Here is a 19,582-nt window from a genome sequence, read left to right as displayed (position 1 = left end):
TCCCGGCAAACCGCTTGACCGATTCACCTTGAATAACATTTTATTTACGCATTGAAAGCCAGTTTACGGACAATTCCGCCCCATGATCTTTTCAATTTTATTTCTGTTCAGTTTTCCCTGGTATACCAAAAGTGAATATTTCAGTACCACCGGCTCATCAGTAGAAACAGCCACCGCTTCGCGACCGGGCCAGACTGCATTCTGCATGCTGTTTTTTGCGCGAAGAATCCAGGGCTGCGGATATCCGGGATTTTCGGAATGATCGACCATGACCACACCGCTTTCTTTTTCTTCCGGATCAAAACTGCCCGACACTTGTACATACCCGTTTGAGGGAACAGCCGTTTCCTGCGGTTTAATTTTACCGTCGGGGCCAGAGAAAGCAACATCTTTGGGCAAACCGAGCCGAACGGAAAAGCCACTGTAGCCTTTTTCATTTTCTGCTCCGCCCAGCTTCAAACCTTCTTCGAGGGCCAGTAAGCGGATTTCAAAATCGATTTTCCGCACATTCCCGACAGTTGGATGAACCGTGATTGATGCTTTTTCCTGCAAATAGGGAACTTTCTTTCCGTCCTTTTTCCATTTTTCGGATTTCCACTCCACTTCGGTTCTTATTTCCACCGTTCCGGAGGCATTTTTCATGAACTCAAATTCAGTAAGCGTTTGCTCGAAGTCTTTGATTTCCCATCCGTCGCTTATTCTTTGTTCACCGATCCACACCTGGTGCCAGGCCCAGAATATGCCCCGGTGATGTGGATGATCAGCCGGAAAATCTTTGGTCAGCACCTTTCCGTTCAAGCTATACAAAGGGTGAATGTAATTTGTGCGTTCGTACTCGCCGTTCAGGCTTTTGGGAGTGGTACGATACACTAAAACCTCTTTTTTATTTTCGGTGATCAGGATTCCTTCGCCGGTTTTCTGCATCGACAACTGCGCCGAAACAGCCGTTATTCCCAACAAAAAAACAACAAAGGGTAGCAGGATAACTTTACTCATCTTCCCCCTCTCCGTTTAGTATCGTTAGCTTGGTCCGGATGTCATCTTCCAGGTACTCGGCTTCAAATATTTCAATATCGCGCAACTGATCGGCTAAAATCGATTTATCATTTTCAGGAAGGATCAACCACACCCTTGCCAGAAAAGCGCCCATGGTGGCCGCACCGGTTTTTACTGAAACCGTTTTTACACCCTCCACCACTTCACCGCTTTCCGGATTCACAAGCACTCTTTCCTGCATTCCCTCGGCATCTTCCCGAAGAAAAACGGTTCCGTCGCTGATACAGGCGCTGTCTTTCATCTCAAAAAACTGCAAAAATTCGTGTGGGTCCTGCATGTTCCGAATCCCAATGGGCCAGGCCTCTCCTACCGGATGATGCCCAAGCGCCAGTACGGCCCTCTCCTCAAAACTGACGATGGCATTTTCCACGCCCTCATCTTTTAACATGGGTTTAAGCAAATCGAGCGCATACGCCAGTTCAATAAAGGAGAAATCGAGTTGCATCCCTTCTTCCAAAAAACGAAACCGTAAATGTTCGGGATCGAGCTCCACTTTATCAAAACCACAGCATTGTTTAACCGCCTGTACTTCTTCGTCCGACACTTCTTCTGAAGAACTCCATAATCCAGCAAGCGGCCCCATTGTAATATCGAAGGCACCGTTGCTCATTTCATAAAAATCGGAACAAAGCAGCAACACATCGAAAAAGTCGGGCGAGCATTTGATCCATTTATCTTTGGGTGAATGATCCGTTTTCAGGACAAAGGAAGAAGGATTGGAACGGCTTATTTCGCGTTCGAGTTGTGCCAGTTCGGTTTTTAATAAATCCGTGACTCTTCGGGCGTAGTCTTCCTCCACTCCCACCAGCACCACATCGGTGTTTACCCCAAACAGGCCGAAAGTATCACTGTAAATAGTAGGCTCTGACATAAGTACTGTTTTATTGGTTTATTGCATTGCCGGTAAAATTAAGAATCTCTCTGACAAAAACTATCAAAATGCCCGTAACAAACGAAAGGACCTCCGCGAGAAGGCCCTTTCGTATTTTTTATATCAAGTCGCATTCTACAATTTCGGTTCCCAGGCAGGATCGTATTCGCGCCCCCAAAGCTGCATGGCTTCACGGTCGAACATCAAACCTGTTTTGGTACAGATATCAAAACCATGCCCGATGCGGTAGGCAACGTTGGCGTGGTGCACCATGGCCTGACTTACGGTTGCATCGGCAATCGGTGCATTCAGGGTCTGTTTTCCACGGATTCCCTCCAGCCAGTTGGCCACGTGATCGGTAGAAGTGTCGCCGCCGCCACCCAGGGCAGTTCCGGCCTCGCTCGACGAACCGCCGGATTCGCGAACCACTTTTCCGGCACGGTCGTACAAAATGTATTTTCCGCGGTCAACAAATACGGATCCCTCGCTGCCAAAAATAAGGGTTCCACGGCCTCCAAAACCGTAAGTATCCTGTCCCGAGCGGCTTCTTCCGTCCCAGTTGATCACTTTATCTTTGTCGAACTTAAAGGTTGCATACATTGAATCGTACATTTCCCAGCCATCTTCAAAAAAGTGGCGTTTCCCAGCTTCCACAAACACATTGTTCGGATAATCTACCTGCAAGGCCCAGCGCGCCACGTCAAGCTCGTGTGTGGCATTGTTTCCCAGTTCTCCGGTACCGTAATTCCATCCGTACCAGTGCCAGTTGTAATCCCATGTTTCCGAGGTATAATCGCGGTGAATGGCAGGCCCCTGCCAGATTTCCCAGTCCAAACCTGCAGGAACAGCTGCTTTTTTCTGCACAGGCACTTCGCCTCTTGTGTTGATGTAAAAAGCAACCGCACGGTACGGCACTCCAATTGCTCCGTTGTGAATATCCTTAATAATCTGAATGGTATGCCCCGAAGAACGCTGCTGGTTCCCCATTTGCACCACTTTGTCATATTTTTTGGAAGCCATAACAATCATTTCATTTTCGCGCATGTTGTGGCTACAGGGCTTTTCAACATACACATGTTTTCCGGCCTGCATGGCCATAATCGATCCGGGTGTGTGCCAGTGATCGGGCGTGGCATTAATGATCGCATCTACTTTCGGATCTTCCAGAATTTTTCTGAAATCGTTTTCCAGTTTGGGCTGGTAATCCAACACCTTGGCAAAGCGAGCTGCGGCATTGGTACGCTGATGTTCCATTACATCGCACAAATAAAGCAGTTCCACATTGCTTTCCTTGCGGGCAATCGGTTCGGTGAAAGCCCCCAAACGACGCCCCAACCCCAAAATTGCAAGGTTTAGCTTATCGTTGGCCCCGATGATCCGGTTGTAACTTTTTGCCGACATGCCCATTGCGCTGCCACCGATCGCTACACCAGCTGCCCCTACTGACATTTTCTTTAAAAATTCTCTTCTATCAGACATATTCTTAATTTTTTGTATTTGATAATTCCGTTCTGCTATTTTTCTCATTAGCAATTCACAAAACTATCAAAAGATTTATTTCTTAAGCGGATAGCTGAAGTGGTATTTCCCGGAACCGAGCTCTACCACCACATCATCTCCTATTTGTTTCACTTCTTTTTCCGTATCAACCAGCTGTGCTTTTACGGCTTCCAGTCCGGCATTGGGCAAAACTACCTGTGCACTTGTGTTGGCCGGAATATCTACATCGTAAACGAAAGTGCCTTCTTCCAGTTTCCAGTTGGAAGAAATGGGTCCGTGTACCGACTCAAAACTTGCGTTCACATAGGTAAGTTCACCGCCCGGATGGGGAGCGAGTGTAAAATGCTTGTACCCGGGATGGGCCTCATCGATGCTGATCCCGGCTACCCAGCTGTACAGCCACTCACCTATGGCCCCGTATGCATAATGGTTAAAGCTGTTCATGCCCACATCCTGGAAAGTTCCGTCGGGCTTTTGTCCGTCCCAGCGCTCCCAGATGGTGGTAGCCCCCTGTGTTACCGGATACAACCACGACGGGTATTTTTTGCGGTTTAACAACATAAAAGCCAGGTCGTCGCGTCCGATTCCCGAAAGCGTATGACACAGCAAGGGAGTTCCCAGAAATCCGGTAGTAAGATGACCGAACTTGCTGACATCCTGCGCCAGGTAAGCCGCGGCATTTTCCATCCGTTCGTCAGGAATCAAGCCAAACGAGAGAGCAAGCACATAAGCCGTTTGCGTGTGCGAAACCAGGCGCCCGTTGGGCGTTACAAACTCTTTTGCAAAAGCCTCCTTGATGTTGGCGGCCAGTTCCCCGTATTTCTTTTGATCTTCAGTTTTACCCAGAATACCCGCCATTTTTGCAGTGAGCGTAGTGGTGTAATAAAAATAAGCAGTGGCCAGCAGGTCTTTTTCAGTGGTAGCTCCCGGATAATCAGAACGCGTGGTGGCAAAAGCCAGCCAGTCGCCATAATGAGGATCGCCGGTCCACAGGTAATCATCACCGGCACGGGCTTGCATGTACCCTACCCATTTGGTAACTGCCGGGTAGCTTTCTTCCAGAATACGGGTATCCCCATAAATTTTGTAAACCGTCCAGGGAATAACCGCTACGGCATCGGCCCAACCGGTTGCTCCGCCTTGTTTGTTAAGAACATCCGGAATTACATGCGGAACTTTTCCGTCTTCCAGTTGATCGCTTTCCACATCTTTCATCCATTTGGTATAAAAACCGGCCACGTTGAAATTGTAACCTGCGGTCATACTAAAAACCTGTGCATCGCCGGTCCATCCCAGGCGTTCGTCACGTTGCGGGCAGTCGGTTGGCACATCCAGGAAATTTCCTTTTTGGCCCCACTGAATATTGTGCTGCAACTGGTTGATCAGTTCGTTGCTGCATTCAAAAGTACCGGTAGCGGGCATATCCGAGTGAATCACCACTCCTTTTATATCCTCCAAAGCTGGCTCTTCGCTCACTCCGCTGATTTTTACAAAACGAAAACCGTGAAAGGTAAAATGAGGTTCGTAAACCACTTCCCCGTCCCGGGCAAAAATATAGGTGTCGGTACATTGGGCGGCACGCAGGTTGGCGGTGTAGAAATTCCCGTCCTTATCCAGTACTTCCGCGTATTGCAGAACTACCTTATCTCCTTTGTTGCCTTTGAGATTGATCCGGATATTTCCCACCATGTTTTGGCCCATATCGTACACCAGTTCGCCTGCAGGGGTATTAATTTTTTGGATAGGATGAAGGATTTCAACGGCCCTTACCGGCACTCCTTCCTGCGCTACCAGCCTATCTTTCGAAAGCGATAAAACCGCCGCCTGTTTCCACGAAGAATCGTCAAAATTGCTTGATTTCCAACCGGGCATTTCCAGGTTCGCATCGTACATCTCACCGTTGTAAATATCCGAAGCAAGAATAGCGCCCGTTGTCACGTTCCAGCTGTCGTTGCTCGAAATTACATCGCTGCTTCCATCGGTATAATCGATTTTGAGCATCACAAGCAACGATGTTTTGTCGCCATAATAACTTCGTTGTCCGCTAAAGCCAATGTATCCGCGGTACCATCCATCGCCCAAAAGTGCGCCGATGGCATTGCTCTTGCCCAACCTATCCGTAACATCGTAAGTCTGGTATTGCAGGCGGTTTTTGTAACTTGTCCATCCGGGAGTAAAAAGCTGGTCACCCACTTTTTCGCCGTTCAGGTACAGCTCATACAATCCGTGCGAAGTGGCATAAATCCTTGCCGACTTCACCTTCTTCGAAGCAGCGAATTCCTTCCGGTAATAATGCACCGGGAGCGAGGTTTTGTTTTCAGGTTCATTGGGTAGGGTAATCCATTGAGCCTCCCATTCCGAAGGCTGAAGAACGCCGGTTTCCCAGTATGCAGGCTGGCTCCAGGCACTGGCTTTTCCGTCCTGGTCCCAAATGCGAACTTTCCAGTAAACGCGTTGCATCGACGAAAGAGCAGGTCCTTCGTACACCACATTCACCGATTTGTCAGAGACTACTTTCCCGGAAGTCCAGATAAGTTTGCCCGCGCTGTTTAATGCGCTCTCCGAAGCGGCTACGCGTATTTCGTAGGCCGACTGCATAATGTTCTGCCCGTCGGACTGTAACTGCCAGCTCAAACGGGGCTGTACCACATCAATCCCAATCGGATTTACGTGGTATTCACACGTTTTATTCACTACCGTAGTTTTGGCGGCTAACACCAGCGAAAAACAACTCAAACATAAAATCAGGAAATTCCTTCTGATTAAAGATTTCAGGCTCATGCTATTAGTTTTTGGTTTAGATTATTTCGAAAGGTTAAATATATCTTTTCTCGCGAGGACAAGCAACTTATCACTCTCCTAATTTTGATTCGTTCTTTCGATACCGTTGCAAATTAGGGGAAGAGTGCAGAATCCGGCTGATATCCGTTCATTATCAGAAGTATTCCCGGAAAAAGAATCGCAGGCATTTACTATATTTTTTAGAAAAAAATGTAATTTAACAATCTGTTCTGATTACAAATTGAACTTACAAGATCCTAATAAATCAATTTTTGTTTTACGATTCATTACTTGAAAAAACACAAATTATGCACAAGAAACTGTTCTATTTGTTGCTTTCGGTTTGCCTGTTGTATCCGGTCAGACATTTAAAGGCACAAACTACTGCTTCATTTGAGAAGTATCACACTCCCAGCGAAGTACAGCAAATACTGACTCAATTATCGGGGTCGGCAAATACAAAGCTGCATCAAATTGCTGTAAGTCCGGGCGGAGCGGCCGTCTCAGTACTCGAAATCGGGACAAACCTTGACGACGCACCGGCTGTTTTTGTTGGCGGCAATTTCGAGGGAAATGTTCCGCTCGCTACCGAGGGAGCGCTTTACCTCGCTCAAATGTTGCTGGATTCAACGCAGTACACCCAAAACCTGAAGTGGTACATCATGCCTCAGCCCAATCCCGATGCTTCAAAAGATTACTTTGCTGCGATCAAAACAGGAGCGGCAACGAATCTTTATCCGGTGAACAACGATGCCGATGAAGCCACCGGCGAGGATGGCCCCGAAGACCTGAACGGCGACGGATTGATCACTCAGATGCGAGTAAAAGATCCGGAAGGCGAATACGTGGTATCCTCAAACGACCCGCGTATTCTGGAAAAAGCGGATGCAAATAAAGGAGAACGCGGAATATACAAGCTGTACACCGAGGGGATTGATAACGATAAAGACGGTACATACAATGAAGATGGCCCTGGCGGAATCAATGTGGGAATTGGCTTTCCTCATCTTTTCCCGTACAAAAATGCCGAAGCCGGACGCTATTCAGGAGAAACTCCGGAAGTGTATGGCATCTTGCGCTTTATTTTCGACCGCCCGCAAATTGCCATGGTTTATACCCTGGGCACTTCCAACTTTTGCCTGGTTCCACCTAAGGGAGGCAGAAAAGGTGACGCAAATTTGCAAAGCATCCGCATACCGGGCCGCTATGCACGTATGCTGAATGCCGATGCCACGAAAACCTACACCATGGACGAAGTAATGGCACTGGTTAAGGAACAAATGCCCGAAGCTGAGCTAACGTCAGCCATGGTAGCCGGCATGCTGGGCCTGGGAGCTGCTGTTAATCCGCTGGAAGAGGATCTTGTTTTTTACACCGCTTTATCCGATGATTACAAAGAATACCTGAAAAACAGAAATTTCAATACGGAAACGCTTGAGCCAACTCCGGCCAAAGACGGCTCTTTTGAATTGTGGGCATACTACCACCTGGGAGTGCCGTCGTTCAGTATGAACCTCTTCTCTGTTCCAAAAATAAAAGAAGAAAAAAGTGAAAAAGGTGATGTGCTTTCGATAGACGAAGTGGAAAAAATGAGCAGTGAGGATTTTATCGCTGTCGGACCGGAAAAGATCGACAACTTTCTGAAAGCCAACAATGCTCCTGAAAAAATGAATGCAGAACGGATCATCAAAATGATGAAAGAAGGAGATTTCACTCCTAAACAAATGGTGGAAATGCTGAAAAAGGGGCCTAAAAAAGAAAAAGAAGGAAAACCCAGCGAAAAGGATAAAACATTGCTTGCCTATTCCGACAAAGAACTCGAAGGAAACGGCTTTGTCAACTGGAGCAAGGTGGATCACCCCACACTGGGCGAAATGGAAGTAGGCGGTTTTGCGCCGTATATCGAAACCACACCCAAAGCAGAGTTGATCGATTCCCTGGCAAAAACCCAGCTTCCCTGGTTGCTGCAGCTAACCCGGCAAATGCCCAAGATCGCCATCGAATCGGAAAAAATTACCGATTTGGGTGCCGGAATCTACAAACTGGAAATAGTTATAGCCAACAATGGCAAGCTTCCTTACCCAATAGCAATGGGAGTACGCAACAGTCAACCCGCACCGGTTGTTCTTATTTTGACCGGCGAGATTGAACTGCTGGAAGGAAAAAAACGTACACCCATCGGGCCAATCGGAGCCAATCAGCTTAAGAAATTTACCTGGCTGGTAAAAGCCGATAGAAACCAGAAAGTAACTGCAAGCCTTGAATCGGCAGTGTTTACAGATGTTGTCAAACAATTTAATATCGGAGGTTAATCATGAAACGAAGCATATTTTCAATCATCGCGATTTTTTCACTGGCGTTTTCAGCATGGGCCACCGGAGAAGGAAAAATTGAGGTTCCGCTGCGATTCGACAGGTACTACAATTACGAGGAAGTTGTAAAGGCAATGGAAGTTTTACACGCGGCCTACCCCGATTTAACCCAACTGGAATCGTTGGGAGAAAGCGAGGAAGGGCGCAAGATCTATGTACTGAAAATCAACAACTCAAAAACCGGGGCAGAACTTGAAAAACCAGGTGTTTGGGTAGACGGAAACATTCACGGAAATGAAATACAGGCGGGAGAAGTTTGTTTGTATTACGCCAATATGTTGCTCACGAAATACGGCACCAACGAAAAAATCACGAAAGTGGTTGACCGGAATGTGCATTATATAGTTCCGGTGGTAAATGTCGACGGGCGTGCTCACTTTTTCGAAGATGCCCACACGCCCAGTTCGAGCCGCAGTATACGCGTTCCCAAAGACGATGACAACGATGGACTGTTTGATGAAGATGCTCCCGACGATCTTGACGGAGACGGAAACATCTGCCAGATGCGCATTAAAGATCCGAATGGCGCTTACAAGGCTGATCCCGAAGATCCCCGAATTCTGGTCCGTGTTAAACCCGGCGAAAAGGGAGAATACACACTTTTGGGATCGGAAGGAATCGACAACGACGGCGATGGCCGTTTCAATGAAGACGCGGAAGGTTATCTTGATCCGAACCGCAACTGGGGATACCACTGGATGCCTCCCTATGTGCAACGGGGCGCAGGCAATTTCCCGTTGTCAGGGGTTGGACTAAAAGCCACCAACGACTATGTGGCGAAACATCCGAATATCATTATGAACTTTGCCTTCCATAACGCGGGTGGAATGTGGTTGCGTGTACCTTCCGAAAAATCCATCCAGATCCCGGCATCGGACATTGCATCATATGACGTAATTGGCAAGGAAGCCATCAAAATTACTCCCGGCTACGTGTATATGCCTTCACACGATTTGTACCCCACTTACGGGGATACGGATGGCCAGTTCTTCTTCGTTTTTGGATCGTATGCATTGGTTGGTGAGTTATTTCAAAACCAAACCCAAACCTATTCAGAGGCAAAAAAGACTCCTGCCTCCGGCGAACAAGCCCAAGGCGGACGTGATAACCGTAACGAGCAGGAACGTGAACAACTCAAATTCAGCGACAATGTTACCCAGGGCGAGCTGTACAAAGACTGGAAGCCTTTTAAACATCCGGTGTACGGCGATATCGAAATCGGTGGCTGGGTAAAAATGAGCTCCCGGCTTCCCCACCCGTTTATGTTGCCCGAACTGGTACACCGTAATGCATCGGTTGTACTGCTGGCTGCCGACAATACCCCGGAAATATCGATGGAAGTTTTTGAAGTAAAGAATATGGGAAAAGATCTGCACAAGGTGCGAGTGCGCCTGAAAAATGAAAAAGGTCTGGCATCGATGACCGCACAGGCTGTGAAAGATAAGCTTTATTCCATCGATCATCTAAAGGTTACAGGCGGAAAAGTCATTGCCGGTGGAAAAATCGCCAACCATCGTTTAGACCAGGTTTCGTACAAAGAAGTAAAACCGGAAATACAGTTTTTTGCCATGCCGGGCAACAGTATTGCTGAATACGAATTTATCATAGAAGGCAAGGGTAAAGTAAATTTTGATTACATTTCAACAAAAGCAAAAAATGTGAACACGTCTGTTACGCTATAAATGCTGTTTAGTTTTTGTTAAGGAGGACTTGGTAACCAGGTCCTCCTTTTTTTCATTTTGGGACTCGGTATTCTTTCTTATTCAACCATTTACCATTATATTGTATACCTCAAATTAAACCAAAATTACAACATCATGAAAACCCGACTTTTGTTAAGCACACTTTTGCTGTTGCTATCTTTCAACCATTTGTTCTCGCAGGAAAATAATCCTAATTTCAAAGCGCCGCAAACCTGGATCACGGATGATTGTGGTGTTTTAATACAACTTCCAACTTCAGTTTTTGAAGAATTTATTTATTTCGGTGGTTACGCTTATTCGGAATGCGGAATAACGGAAAATAGCTTGTATTCCTATTTCACTACCTACTATGATGAGTTTCTGAAAAAGATTACCATTGAAACTATTTATGTTATTGAAGATTCCTGTGGCAACACAATGGAATGCACTGATCACTATCTGTTTCGACCAACGGTTTTTACTCCGCATGATATTAATGCAGTTGTACAAATTGATTCATTGTACGAAATAGATTCAATTACCGGCTTACCGTATTCACCCTATTATTCGCCCATAACTACCGAGCAATTTATAAATGCGGGTGGTATCGTAACTGAGACCTGCGGTATGGGCTATCCTGAACTCGCATATACAGATTGGGATACCTATTATGATGGAAACGGGCTTCCGCAACGTTTTACCCGAACGTTTCTGGTATTTGATCCGATAAACGGTCTTTTCTATGAGATGAACCAATACATTGATTTAAATAATCCTTATTCGCCTGCTCAGACTATAACCATTTTACCACCCAATAGCTTTGGTGTTGATGAATGTTACAATCCAATATTCCCCTGGATATTCAATTACCAGGAATTTGTTGATTTAGGAGGTCTTATAAAATCAGAGTGTGGTATAAACGAGAGTTCATTTGCCAGTTCCCAAAACTCATACTATGATGAATTTTGGGATAAATTTGTTATCAGCAATTTTTACTATGTTGAAGACAATTGCGGAAACTACCAAGAATATGAAGACGCGTATTTCTTTGAACCGACAGTTGAAATTCCAAAGAATGTATACAGTAATTCTGCCTGTACAACAGATGACATTGAAGCTTTAACGGGGCTTCCCTATTACAATTACTATTACTCCACCGATATAACTAAAGAGCAATTTATAGCCGCCGGCGGATCGTTCAAAGATTGTTGCGTAAATCAGGATCAATATTATATACAGTACAACGATTACCCCAACTACAACCAAACCTGCCCCTTTAGTTTTATCAGAAGTTTTATGATTCACACCCCAAGCGGATTTCCTATACATATGGAACAACAGATTACCGTTGAAGACCTTGAACCTCCGGTTTTAACTGCCCCAACCGATACCGTTCTCTCGTGCATTGACCAGTTACCGGAGCCTTTTTCCAGCATTTCGGAATTTGTACAAGCCGGTGGAAGCGTTTCGGATAATTGCATCCTAAAAAAGCAATCGTTCCAGCTGATCAACGAAACCAGGAATGGCACATGTCCGCAAACCGTCACCCGCACCTATGAAATACAAGATACCTGCGGAAATTCGGCTACCGCAGATCAGGTAATAATGATTATTGACGAGAATCCACCTGCGGTTGCACTGGCACCAGATATTTATGTGGAATGCAGCGGTGATGTTCCACCGGCGTATGCCAACTACGATGAGTTTATCACTGCCGGCGGATTAATGACCGACGATTGCGGATTAGAAGAGGACTCTTTCAGTCTTAACAGGGAAACGATTACGGGCTCGTCCTGTTCCAAAACAATACAACGCGAATACCGGATTGCTGACAACTGTTACAATGTCACTTATTTCATCCAGAACATTTACGTTACAGATACCATGCCGCCAACGATATCAGGAATACCGGCTCAGATGTATGAATGCCACTCCGATATTCCGGCACCTTTTAACTATTTTGATTTTGTTAGCGCCGGAGGTCAAATCGATGATAACTGCTATGTAAATCATTCTACTTTCTGGTTTGTCAGCCAAACTTCAACAGGCACATGCCCTACGCAAATAAAACGCATTTACGAAGTGAAAGACAGCTGTGGAAACACCGGCACCTGGCAACATCTACTCACGGTGGTTGATACAACAGCTCCGTTTTTTATCACCCAGCCCCAAGCAATACCTGCCATTGAATTTGGCAGCATTTTCCCGGCGTTCGAAACACTTGAATATGCTGATAATTGCGGAATACCCGAATTAAGCACCTCTGTTTTACCATATACTGAAGACGAAAACGGATACGAAGTAACTTATGTGTGGACCATAAGCGACTCCTGCGGAAACACAGCGCAAACCTCCACCTCTTTTAGTGTTCTTCCCAAACCGGTTACCTATTGCGAATCTTATGGAAATCCGGTGAACGAATGGATCAGGTCAGTGTCGGTCAACAATCAAACCTCCACTTCGGGAAAGGAAGGATATGCTGATTTTACTGAGTCCTTTGAATTTGAAGTTGAAGCCGGTTCTGTTAATGCCATTGTTTTAACACCTGAATTTGCCAAGAAGGCAACTTTCCTCTACTGGCGAATTTGGATCGACACCAACGAGGACGGCGAGTTTACCAACGACGAGCTGGTATTTTCTGCCGACAGGAAAAGAACAGCCGTAAGCGGGACGATATCCATCCCTGGCGGACTTTCAACCGAAACCCGAATGAGAGTTGCGATGAACGAAAGTGGCAGCCCGAATTCCTGTGGATCGGTTGGAAACGGCGAAGTGGAGGATTACAAAATTATCATCACCACTGCGGAGCCACAACCGGCAGTAGCAGCATTTAGTTCGAATAAAACAACCATCACTGTTGGCGAATCCGTACAGTTTTACGATGAATCGTTAAACAACCCCACCTGGTGGGAATGGAGGATGCCTGGAGCAGACATTGAACTTAGTGCACAACAAAACCCAATTGCAACATACAGCTCAGCAGGAACCTATGATATACTGTTTTTTGCACGTAACTCGGTTGGCGGTGATTCAATTGTTGCATTCAATTACATCACAGTAACCGATCCTCCAATAAATACCTATTGCGAATCCCAAAGTTTATCATCAAGTAAAGAATGGATAGCAGAAGTAGTGTTGGGTACCATTAATAATGCATCGGGAAGTAGTGTCTATTCCGACTTTACAAGCGTTGAGACTTCTCTTGACGCCGGATCGGGCTACAGCATTTCATTAACACCGGGCTTCTCGGGCAAAAGCCAGCGGGAGTTCTGGAAAGTCTGGATCGATTTCAACCAGGATTCAGACTTTGATGATGCCAATGAAGAAGTTCTTTCAATGGCCAACTTCAAATCAACCGTAGTGGGAAATATTCAGATTCCGGCTGATGCATTGCCCGGAACCACCCGAATGAGAATCGCCATGAAAGCCAATGCCTTTCCGACTGCGTGCGAAACATTTGATCGTGGAGAGGTGGAAGACTACAGCGTTTCCATTGCAACAAATAAAAGTGCTGTTGTTTCTTCGGTTTTGGATGAAACCACTAATAACTGGCTGATTTATCCCAATCCGGCCCATTCTGTGCTAAACATCCAGAGCCAAAGTACGGTTCCTTCCGAGATATCAATCTATCAATCAAACGGAGTTATGGTATTCCAAAAAGAATATCTTGATGCTACGGTCCAAATCGATATTAGAAATTTGTCGGATGGCGTCTATTTTCTACAGATAAAAACTCAGGACGATAACTTTACAACGAAATTTATTAAACAATAAGTCTATCCTGATTGGATAAATGAAAAAGGAGTATCGGTACCGACACTCCTTTTTTTACAGAATTTAAAATAACCCCAAGGCCAATTAAGTTGCCGTAAGCAATCCCTCATGCCTCAGGGATTGCCACACATTATTTAAGTTAATTGGGCCCAATTGTTGTAAAAAGAACTTGTTGTAATAATGAAATTTTGCATTTCACTAACAAAAATAAGTTCCTCTAATTATTTTACATAAAATATAAAACTGAATTGAGAAGCGAATAAGCTGAAAATGAAATTCAAAAAACCCGATTAAAACCTTCAAAAATCCTTATTTAACAATAAAGAGATTTATCGCAAATGGCCCAATCTAAAAGTTTATACAAACGTACTTTAGATTTAAAATAAATAATTTAAACCGATATAAAGACCGGAATCGCCATCGCGTTCGTTGGCTGCCACGCCGTAATCGCAGCGAACAATAAAGTTTTCATTCATAACCACACGCAAGCCCAGGCCATAAGAATAGTGCATTTTTTCAGCATCATTTTCAAAATAGTTCCCCGGTAACTCATTGTTAATTTCGTCATTAATTAGTCCGGCCGTATTAACGTCAATCTTTTTTGTTACCTGACCAAAATCGAGAAATCCATTCAGTCCTAAATAGAAATTATTATTGATAAAGCTAAAACGGCTAAATTTCCAACGGGCTTCGATGTTCCCCAGAAAAACACCGTCGCCAACAACCCGGTTACGCAAAACTCCTCTCAACGAAGATGCGCCTCCAAGTCCTTCTGAAGTGGCACCTTTTAGCACCGATGTAATCAGTTGCGTTTGGTAATAAAAAGGTGCATTTCCGCCCAAGGTGGTTTGATAGTCCAAACGATAGGCAAACGAAAGGTCGTTGGGAATTATGGTAAAATACTGGCGGTGAATCAGGCTCAGTTTGGCAAAGTTTTGTTCACCCCCCAGAAACTCAGGCGATCCAAGAATAACTGCCTCTGTCCAGATCCCTTTCATTGGGTTGGGTTTGTTGTCGCGGCTGTCATACACCAAACCCGCTTTTACGGTCGGAACAAAACCACCGCCGGCTTCCTTCTCCGAGATAATACCCCATTCCTGGTATTTTTGAAACAAACCGGGCTCCGTTTCGTGCGAAGGAAGTTTGTCTGCTTCGTCTTTGCCCTTGTTCAGTTTGTCAATATCAACAAGCCCCAACTTAAAATTCAGCAAATTGATCCCTCCAACCCATTTTAGTTTTTCGCCGTGAAGTTTTCCGATTAAATCTACTTTGAAGCGGAACAATTTCCGGTCGTATTTATAAAACATCCGCGTGCGGTAATCTGTCTTCTCGTCGTCAAACCAATCTTTGTTCACCACAGCATCATACCCGTTAAAACCAAAAAAATCGTACGCGCGGTCTGACAAATAACTGATGTCAAGCGATGTTTGCAATCCATCGATCAGCTGATCAGAATCGTAATACAAACGGTTAATTCCGCTTCCCTTTGTATAGCGCGAAATTTCAAGGTACAGCGAATGGTCGTACTTGGGATACCTGCTGCCATCCCCGTAATGATAAAGATTGATCAAACCACCGTACTGGAACCCAAGGTCGGAATCAAAAGTAACGGTTGGCAAGGCACCAAAATTCCACCCCTGTTTGGTAAACTGGTCTTGCGCATATGCGGAAAAAACGGTCAAAATGGTGATTAACAGGCAAAGTGCTTTCTTCATCCTTTTGGTTTTTAGATTAGATAATCAAACGAACATAAAATATTTTTACCACATAATTTACTTCGCCCAATGAAAAAATTTCATAAAAAAGACCAGTAAAAAATTTTACCGGTCTTCTATTTCATTGGGTCGGTCGTCAAATCTTTTATTTTTCGGCTTCGGCATCGGTTTTCATCCAATCATCCGAGTTCGCAAATTGCCAGGTATTCAAAAACCCTATTTTGATAATATTCAACATCTTTTCCCAGTTGATATTGTTAAGCTCATCAGAAGGCTGGTGATAATCGGGATGCATAGCAGCCATAAAGTAGAAAACCGGGATATTTTCAGCAGCAAAAGGAGTATGGTCGCTCCCACCCCGCGGACGGTCGGAAGCCCGGTAACTTACATCCAGATTTAGCTTGTATTTTTCAATAAACTGCTTCGTTGTTTCTTCTATCCGATAATTTGCCTTGGTATAACTCATCCCGGCCTTGTTTTTTGCTGAGTCCGACTCAGCATCGCGGCCAATCATATCGTAGTTGAGGTTGAGAACCACATTCATATCGTTTTCTTTTGCCTTCTCAACAAAATACCTTGATCCGTACAAACCTCTCTCCTCGGCTGTCCAGGCAGCGAAAATAACCGAACGTTCCGGTTTCTTGCCAGTGGCCATAAACGCTTTGGCAAGGGTCATTACCCCAACCGTTCCCGAAGCGTTGTCATCAGCTCCGTTCCAGATCCAGCCATCGTGTTTTCCAAGATGATCGTAATGACCTCCCACCACAATAAATTCATCCTTTTTCTCGCCTTCAATAAAGCCCACTACATTTCTGGCTTTAACAATTTCTGACTTTACCGTAGTCTTAAAAGCAATTGATTTTTCACTCAACTCCACCGATTTAGGAACGGGATTAGCCGCCACCTCCTTTTCAAATTTTTCAAAATCGACATTGGTACCTGCAATTATTGCATTGGCAACACGCTGTGTTATAGAAAAGACCGGAAGACTAACTCCCACTTCTTTTCCGGGCATCATCATCCGGGTACTGTAGTAGTTGTTTAAGGCTTGGTCGGCTTCGTAATAATTTCCTTTCACCGGATAAATCTGGTTGCTAGCCCAAGTCTGCGTCGGATCTATATCAAGCCTAACCCGTATTACCGCAATTGCACCGGCTTTTTCAAGATTCTCATATTTTCTGCCTCTTATTCGGGAAACAGCATACCGATCCTTCGGCACAAATTTTTTGAATGCTACCGAAGCAGAATCCCGATGTCCCGGAAATCCGCTCAGCACAACCGCTATTTTTCCTTTAAGGTCAACTTTTTTCAGATCGTCGTAGCCCTTTTCTTCATCCTGAAAGCCATAGCCAAGAAAAACCAATCCTCCTTTACCGGATTGTCCGACAGAACCGGTATTTACATAAAAGTCAGTTTTGAAGTTAAACTCGATCGAACTTTCACTCCCCGTCTTACCACTTATTACTGAAAGCTGTTGTTCATCCCCGGGTTCGTACTCAATCAGGCTAAAATTTTGAAAATAACTTTTCGAAGCCGTTGGTCTGATTCCTGCCATGAGCTCGGCACGTGTGGGTCTTGAATAAACCTGGTCGCCAAATGGCTTTACGCCGTAGGTTTGGAACATGGCTGCAATGTAATCTGCCGCCATATAAGCTCCTTTGGTTCCAACAGCACGCCCTTCGGTCCAGTCCGATGCCAAAAATCCCAGCTGTCCTTTAATCGATTCGATGGTAATAGCCTCCAACCCTTTTTGTTCCTCGACTTGCGCAAATAAAGCAGTACAAGCAAAAAAGAGGAATAACAAAGCAGTAATTTTTTTCATGAAAAATCAGATTAGTTTATTTTCAATGGTAATGTATAAAACAGTCTTAGCCCGATAAAATTGTTTCGTGTCTCCCTTGTTGACGAATAATTATCCGTTAGGTTTAAATGGGCCGGGCATTTATTTCAAAATCCCGTTTCAATTAATTTATTGCAATTCAAGGTTTTCAAAATTCATTCTGAAGCTTAACATTGCAAAATCAAATGATATCATCCGTTAACAAAAATCATTTTTAATGGAATTGCCGTCTCCAGGGATCCGACTTAAAAACGAACATTCGTTAACAATAAATTTTAAAGCCATTCGTAACTTTCCTGTACATTTTATCGTTTTCATTGCAAAAGAATCAACACTAATCCTACTGTCATGAAAGCACTTTTAAAAGCCTGTGGCTCCATCTCCAAAGTTGAGATGCTGAGTCCACTCAAAAGCCATATCCTGGCAAATACCTGTGTTGCAGAAGCCTCACTGCCCTATGCTCACTATTATGGCCAGCTGCCGCTGAAAAATGCGCAACCCAACTCCATTTTCTTACTGGTAAAGAAGTTTTACTTTCTGGAAGAAATATTGGCCCTGTCACTAAGTGTTGAGAAATGCCTGCTGGACAAGATTAACTTTGCATCTGCGATTCTCGATTTTAACGGAAAACAAATTCCCGCCGTACGAATAAAATTTTTTCCGGATTATGACCAGCTGCAAAGCTTGCAAAGCTGTCTTCAAAAAGAAGGAATGGAATTTTTAACCGGTACCGATATCTCCGGAAATGTGCACGCACGTATTCATAAATTATTTGTTTTGGAGGAGGTGGAACCCGGCTTTTATTTTGACCAACAGGAAACCAACAAAGGCTACTTTCTGCACCATCACAGAATACCTGTACAAGAATTTGAGACGGTATTGACAACCATTCGAAACAACAGTTCGTGTAAGTTGTTTGATGCTGTTCAGGGTAAATTTATTTTGGACGGAGTGGTGAAAGAATTTGTTCGTGTTTTTGCGGAGGGGATAAACCTGGATTTGATGAAATGTATTCAGGAGCAGTTTACTAAACTTGCGGAGGTACACAAAAATAAAAAGATGTCTGCGGCTTTCTAAAAAATAAAAACCCCGGAGCCCTCTGCTCCGGGGAAAAAACCAAAAATCAACTAACCTTTAAACCGCCTGGCGACTTCATCCCAGTTGATGAGATTCCAGAATGCTTTCACATAATCCGGACGTCTGTTTTGGTAGTTCAGGTAATATGCGTGTTCCCACACATCAATCCCAAGAATCGGGGTTCCCTGAACTTCGGCCACATCCATCAGCGGATTATCTTGATTGGGCGTAGACGAAACCACCAGTTTATTATTTTGAAGAACCAACCATGCCCAACCTGACCCAAAGCGAGTCAAAGCTGCCTTGGTGAAGGCTTCCTGAAATTTCTCAAATGATTCGAAGGATTCTTTTACTGCATCCAGTAAAACGCCTTCCGGAGCAGGTGAACCACCGGGAGCAATAATATCCCAGTATAAGTTGTGGTTGTAAAAACCTCCCCCGTTATTTCTTACTGCTGCTGACAGGCCCGAAACTCCGGCAAGCAATTCTTCAACGCTTTTGCTTTCCAATTCTGTTCCTGCTACTGCTGCATTCAGATTTGTTGTGTAACCACCATGATGTTTATCGTGGTGAATTTCCATTGTTTTTGCGTCGATATATGGTTCCAACGCGTCAAAACTGTATCCTAATTTTCCTAATTCAAATGCCATGTCGTATATTCTTAAAAGATTAAAACATATTTAATTCTCGTTTACAAAAATAAAGGCTATTTAGAATTATTCCAAACACAACGACTAATAAAACACATCGAAATCTTTTATTGTTCATAGACTCCGTAAATAAATTTTCAAAACACGCTGATTAATAACGTTATGTTAGTTAAAAAAAGCCGCTAACCCATTATTTTTTGACTTAACACTTCCGTCGAAAAGGCCAATAATCGATAAATATCTACCTTTGCGGCTTATTTAAGA

Annotated in this window: 11 protein-coding genes; 4 read left to right on the top strand and 7 right to left on the bottom strand. The window is 44.5% G+C overall.

Annotated features, from left to right (window positions below):
- Nucleotides 1-63: 63 nt before the first annotated feature.
- The 4 genes from D1614_RS12670 to D1614_RS12655 all read right to left on the bottom strand — a co-directional run bounded on the left by D1614_RS12670 (nt 64) and on the right by D1614_RS12655 (nt 6,121).
- Nucleotides 64-996: a DUF6807 domain-containing protein gene (locus D1614_RS12670; RefSeq protein WP_119438315.1), complete on the bottom strand. Its 933-nt coding sequence runs from the start codon at nt 994-996 to the stop codon at nt 64-66.
- Nucleotides 989-1,927: an FAD:protein FMN transferase gene (locus D1614_RS12665; protein WP_119438314.1), complete on the bottom strand. Its 939-nt coding sequence runs from the start codon at nt 1,925-1,927 to the stop codon at nt 989-991. Before D1614_RS12665 ends, D1614_RS12670 begins: the two co-directional genes overlap by 8 nt.
- A 135-nt stretch (nt 1,928-2,062) precedes the next feature.
- Nucleotides 2,063-3,406, bottom strand: a complete 1,344-nt coding sequence (locus D1614_RS12660) for a Gfo/Idh/MocA family protein (RefSeq protein WP_119438401.1) — start codon at nt 3,404-3,406, stop codon at nt 2,063-2,065.
- A gap of 75 nt (nt 3,407-3,481) precedes the next feature.
- Nucleotides 3,482-6,121 carry a glycoside hydrolase family 78 protein gene (locus D1614_RS12655; RefSeq protein WP_206610008.1) on the bottom strand — a complete coding sequence of 880 codons (2,640 nt, stop codon included), beginning with the start codon at nt 6,119-6,121 and terminating at the stop codon, nt 3,482-3,484.
- Between the two features lie 395 nt (nt 6,122-6,516).
- Between D1614_RS12655 and D1614_RS12650 the strand changes: the two genes are divergently transcribed.
- The 3 genes from D1614_RS12650 to D1614_RS12640 all read left to right on the top strand — a co-directional run bounded on the left by D1614_RS12650 (nt 6,517) and on the right by D1614_RS12640 (nt 14,036).
- On the top strand, nt 6,517-8,520 hold the full coding sequence (locus tag D1614_RS12650; protein ID WP_147384197.1) for a M14 family metallopeptidase: 2,004 nt from the start codon (nt 6,517-6,519) through the stop codon (nt 8,518-8,520).
- A gap of 2 nt (nt 8,521-8,522) precedes the next feature.
- Nucleotides 8,523-10,262 carry a M14 family metallopeptidase gene (locus tag D1614_RS12645; protein ID WP_119438311.1) on the top strand — a complete coding sequence of 580 codons (1,740 nt, stop codon included), beginning with the start codon at nt 8,523-8,525 and terminating at the stop codon, nt 10,260-10,262.
- Between the two features lie 135 nt (nt 10,263-10,397).
- Nucleotides 10,398-14,036 carry a GEVED domain-containing protein gene (locus tag D1614_RS12640; protein ID WP_147384195.1) on the top strand — a complete coding sequence of 1,213 codons (3,639 nt, stop codon included), beginning with the start codon at nt 10,398-10,400 and terminating at the stop codon, nt 14,034-14,036.
- Nucleotides 14,037-14,413: 377 nt separating this feature from the next.
- Here the strand turns inward: D1614_RS12640 and omp85 are convergent, their stop codons facing one another.
- Together omp85 and D1614_RS12630 are read right to left on the bottom strand one after the other, a co-directional pair.
- Nucleotides 14,414-15,751 (bottom strand): Omp85 family outer membrane protein, encoded by a 1,338-nt coding sequence (gene omp85 / locus D1614_RS12635; protein ID WP_119438309.1) that lies wholly within the window; start codon nt 15,749-15,751, stop codon nt 14,414-14,416.
- 145 nt (nt 15,752-15,896) lie between these two features.
- Nucleotides 15,897-17,573, bottom strand: coding sequence for a M20/M25/M40 family metallo-hydrolase (locus tag D1614_RS12630; protein ID WP_119438308.1), 1,677 nt, complete (start codon nt 17,571-17,573; stop codon nt 15,897-15,899).
- 366 nt (nt 17,574-17,939) lie between these two features.
- On the opposite strand from D1614_RS12630, the gene D1614_RS12625 reads away from it, so the two are divergent.
- Nucleotides 17,940-18,668: a hypothetical protein gene (locus D1614_RS12625; RefSeq protein ID WP_119438307.1), complete on the top strand. Its 729-nt coding sequence runs from the start codon at nt 17,940-17,942 to the stop codon at nt 18,666-18,668.
- A 50-nt stretch (nt 18,669-18,718) separates the two neighbouring features.
- On the opposite strand, the gene D1614_RS12620 is transcribed toward D1614_RS12625, so the two are convergent.
- Nucleotides 18,719-19,318 carry a superoxide dismutase gene (locus D1614_RS12620; protein ID WP_119438306.1) on the bottom strand — a complete coding sequence of 200 codons (600 nt, stop codon included), beginning with the start codon at nt 19,316-19,318 and terminating at the stop codon, nt 18,719-18,721.
- Nucleotides 19,319-19,582 lie beyond the last annotated feature (264 nt).

It is taken from the genome of Maribellus luteus, assembly GCF_003576475.1.
Classification (GTDB): domain Bacteria; phylum Bacteroidota; class Bacteroidia; order Bacteroidales; family Prolixibacteraceae; genus Draconibacterium; species Draconibacterium luteum.
Note: the sequence above shows the minus strand (reverse complement) of the source record. Positions and strands in the feature narration are given on the sequence as shown.

Excerpts from the sequence above, each read along its gene's own strand:
- omp85 (WP_119438309.1), bottom strand. The coding sequence starts at position 15,751 with ATGAAGAAAGCACTTTGCCTGTTAATCACCATTTTGACCGTTTTTTCC.
- D1614_RS12640 (WP_147384195.1), top strand. The coding sequence starts at position 10,398 with ATGAAAACCCGACTTTTGTTAAGCACACTTTTGCTGTTGCTATCTTTC.
- D1614_RS12650 (WP_147384197.1), top strand. The coding sequence starts at position 6,517 with ATGCACAAGAAACTGTTCTATTTGTTGCTTTCGGTTTGCCTGTTGTAT.
- D1614_RS12660 (WP_119438401.1), bottom strand. The coding sequence starts at position 3,406 with ATGTCTGATAGAAGAGAATTTTTAAAGAAAATGTCAGTAGGGGCAGCT.
- D1614_RS12620 (WP_119438306.1), bottom strand. The coding sequence starts at position 19,318 with ATGGCATTTGAATTAGGAAAATTAGGATACAGTTTTGACGCGTTGGAA.
- D1614_RS12665 (WP_119438314.1), bottom strand. The coding sequence starts at position 1,927 with ATGTCAGAGCCTACTATTTACAGTGATACTTTCGGCCTGTTTGGGGTA.
- D1614_RS12645 (WP_119438311.1), top strand. The coding sequence starts at position 8,523 with ATGAAACGAAGCATATTTTCAATCATCGCGATTTTTTCACTGGCGTTT.
- D1614_RS12625 (WP_119438307.1), top strand. The coding sequence starts at position 17,940 with ATGAAAGCACTTTTAAAAGCCTGTGGCTCCATCTCCAAAGTTGAGATG.
- D1614_RS12630 (WP_119438308.1), bottom strand. The coding sequence starts at position 17,573 with ATGAAAAAAATTACTGCTTTGTTATTCCTCTTTTTTGCTTGTACTGCT.
- D1614_RS12670 (WP_119438315.1), bottom strand. The coding sequence starts at position 996 with ATGAGTAAAGTTATCCTGCTACCCTTTGTTGTTTTTTTGTTGGGAATA.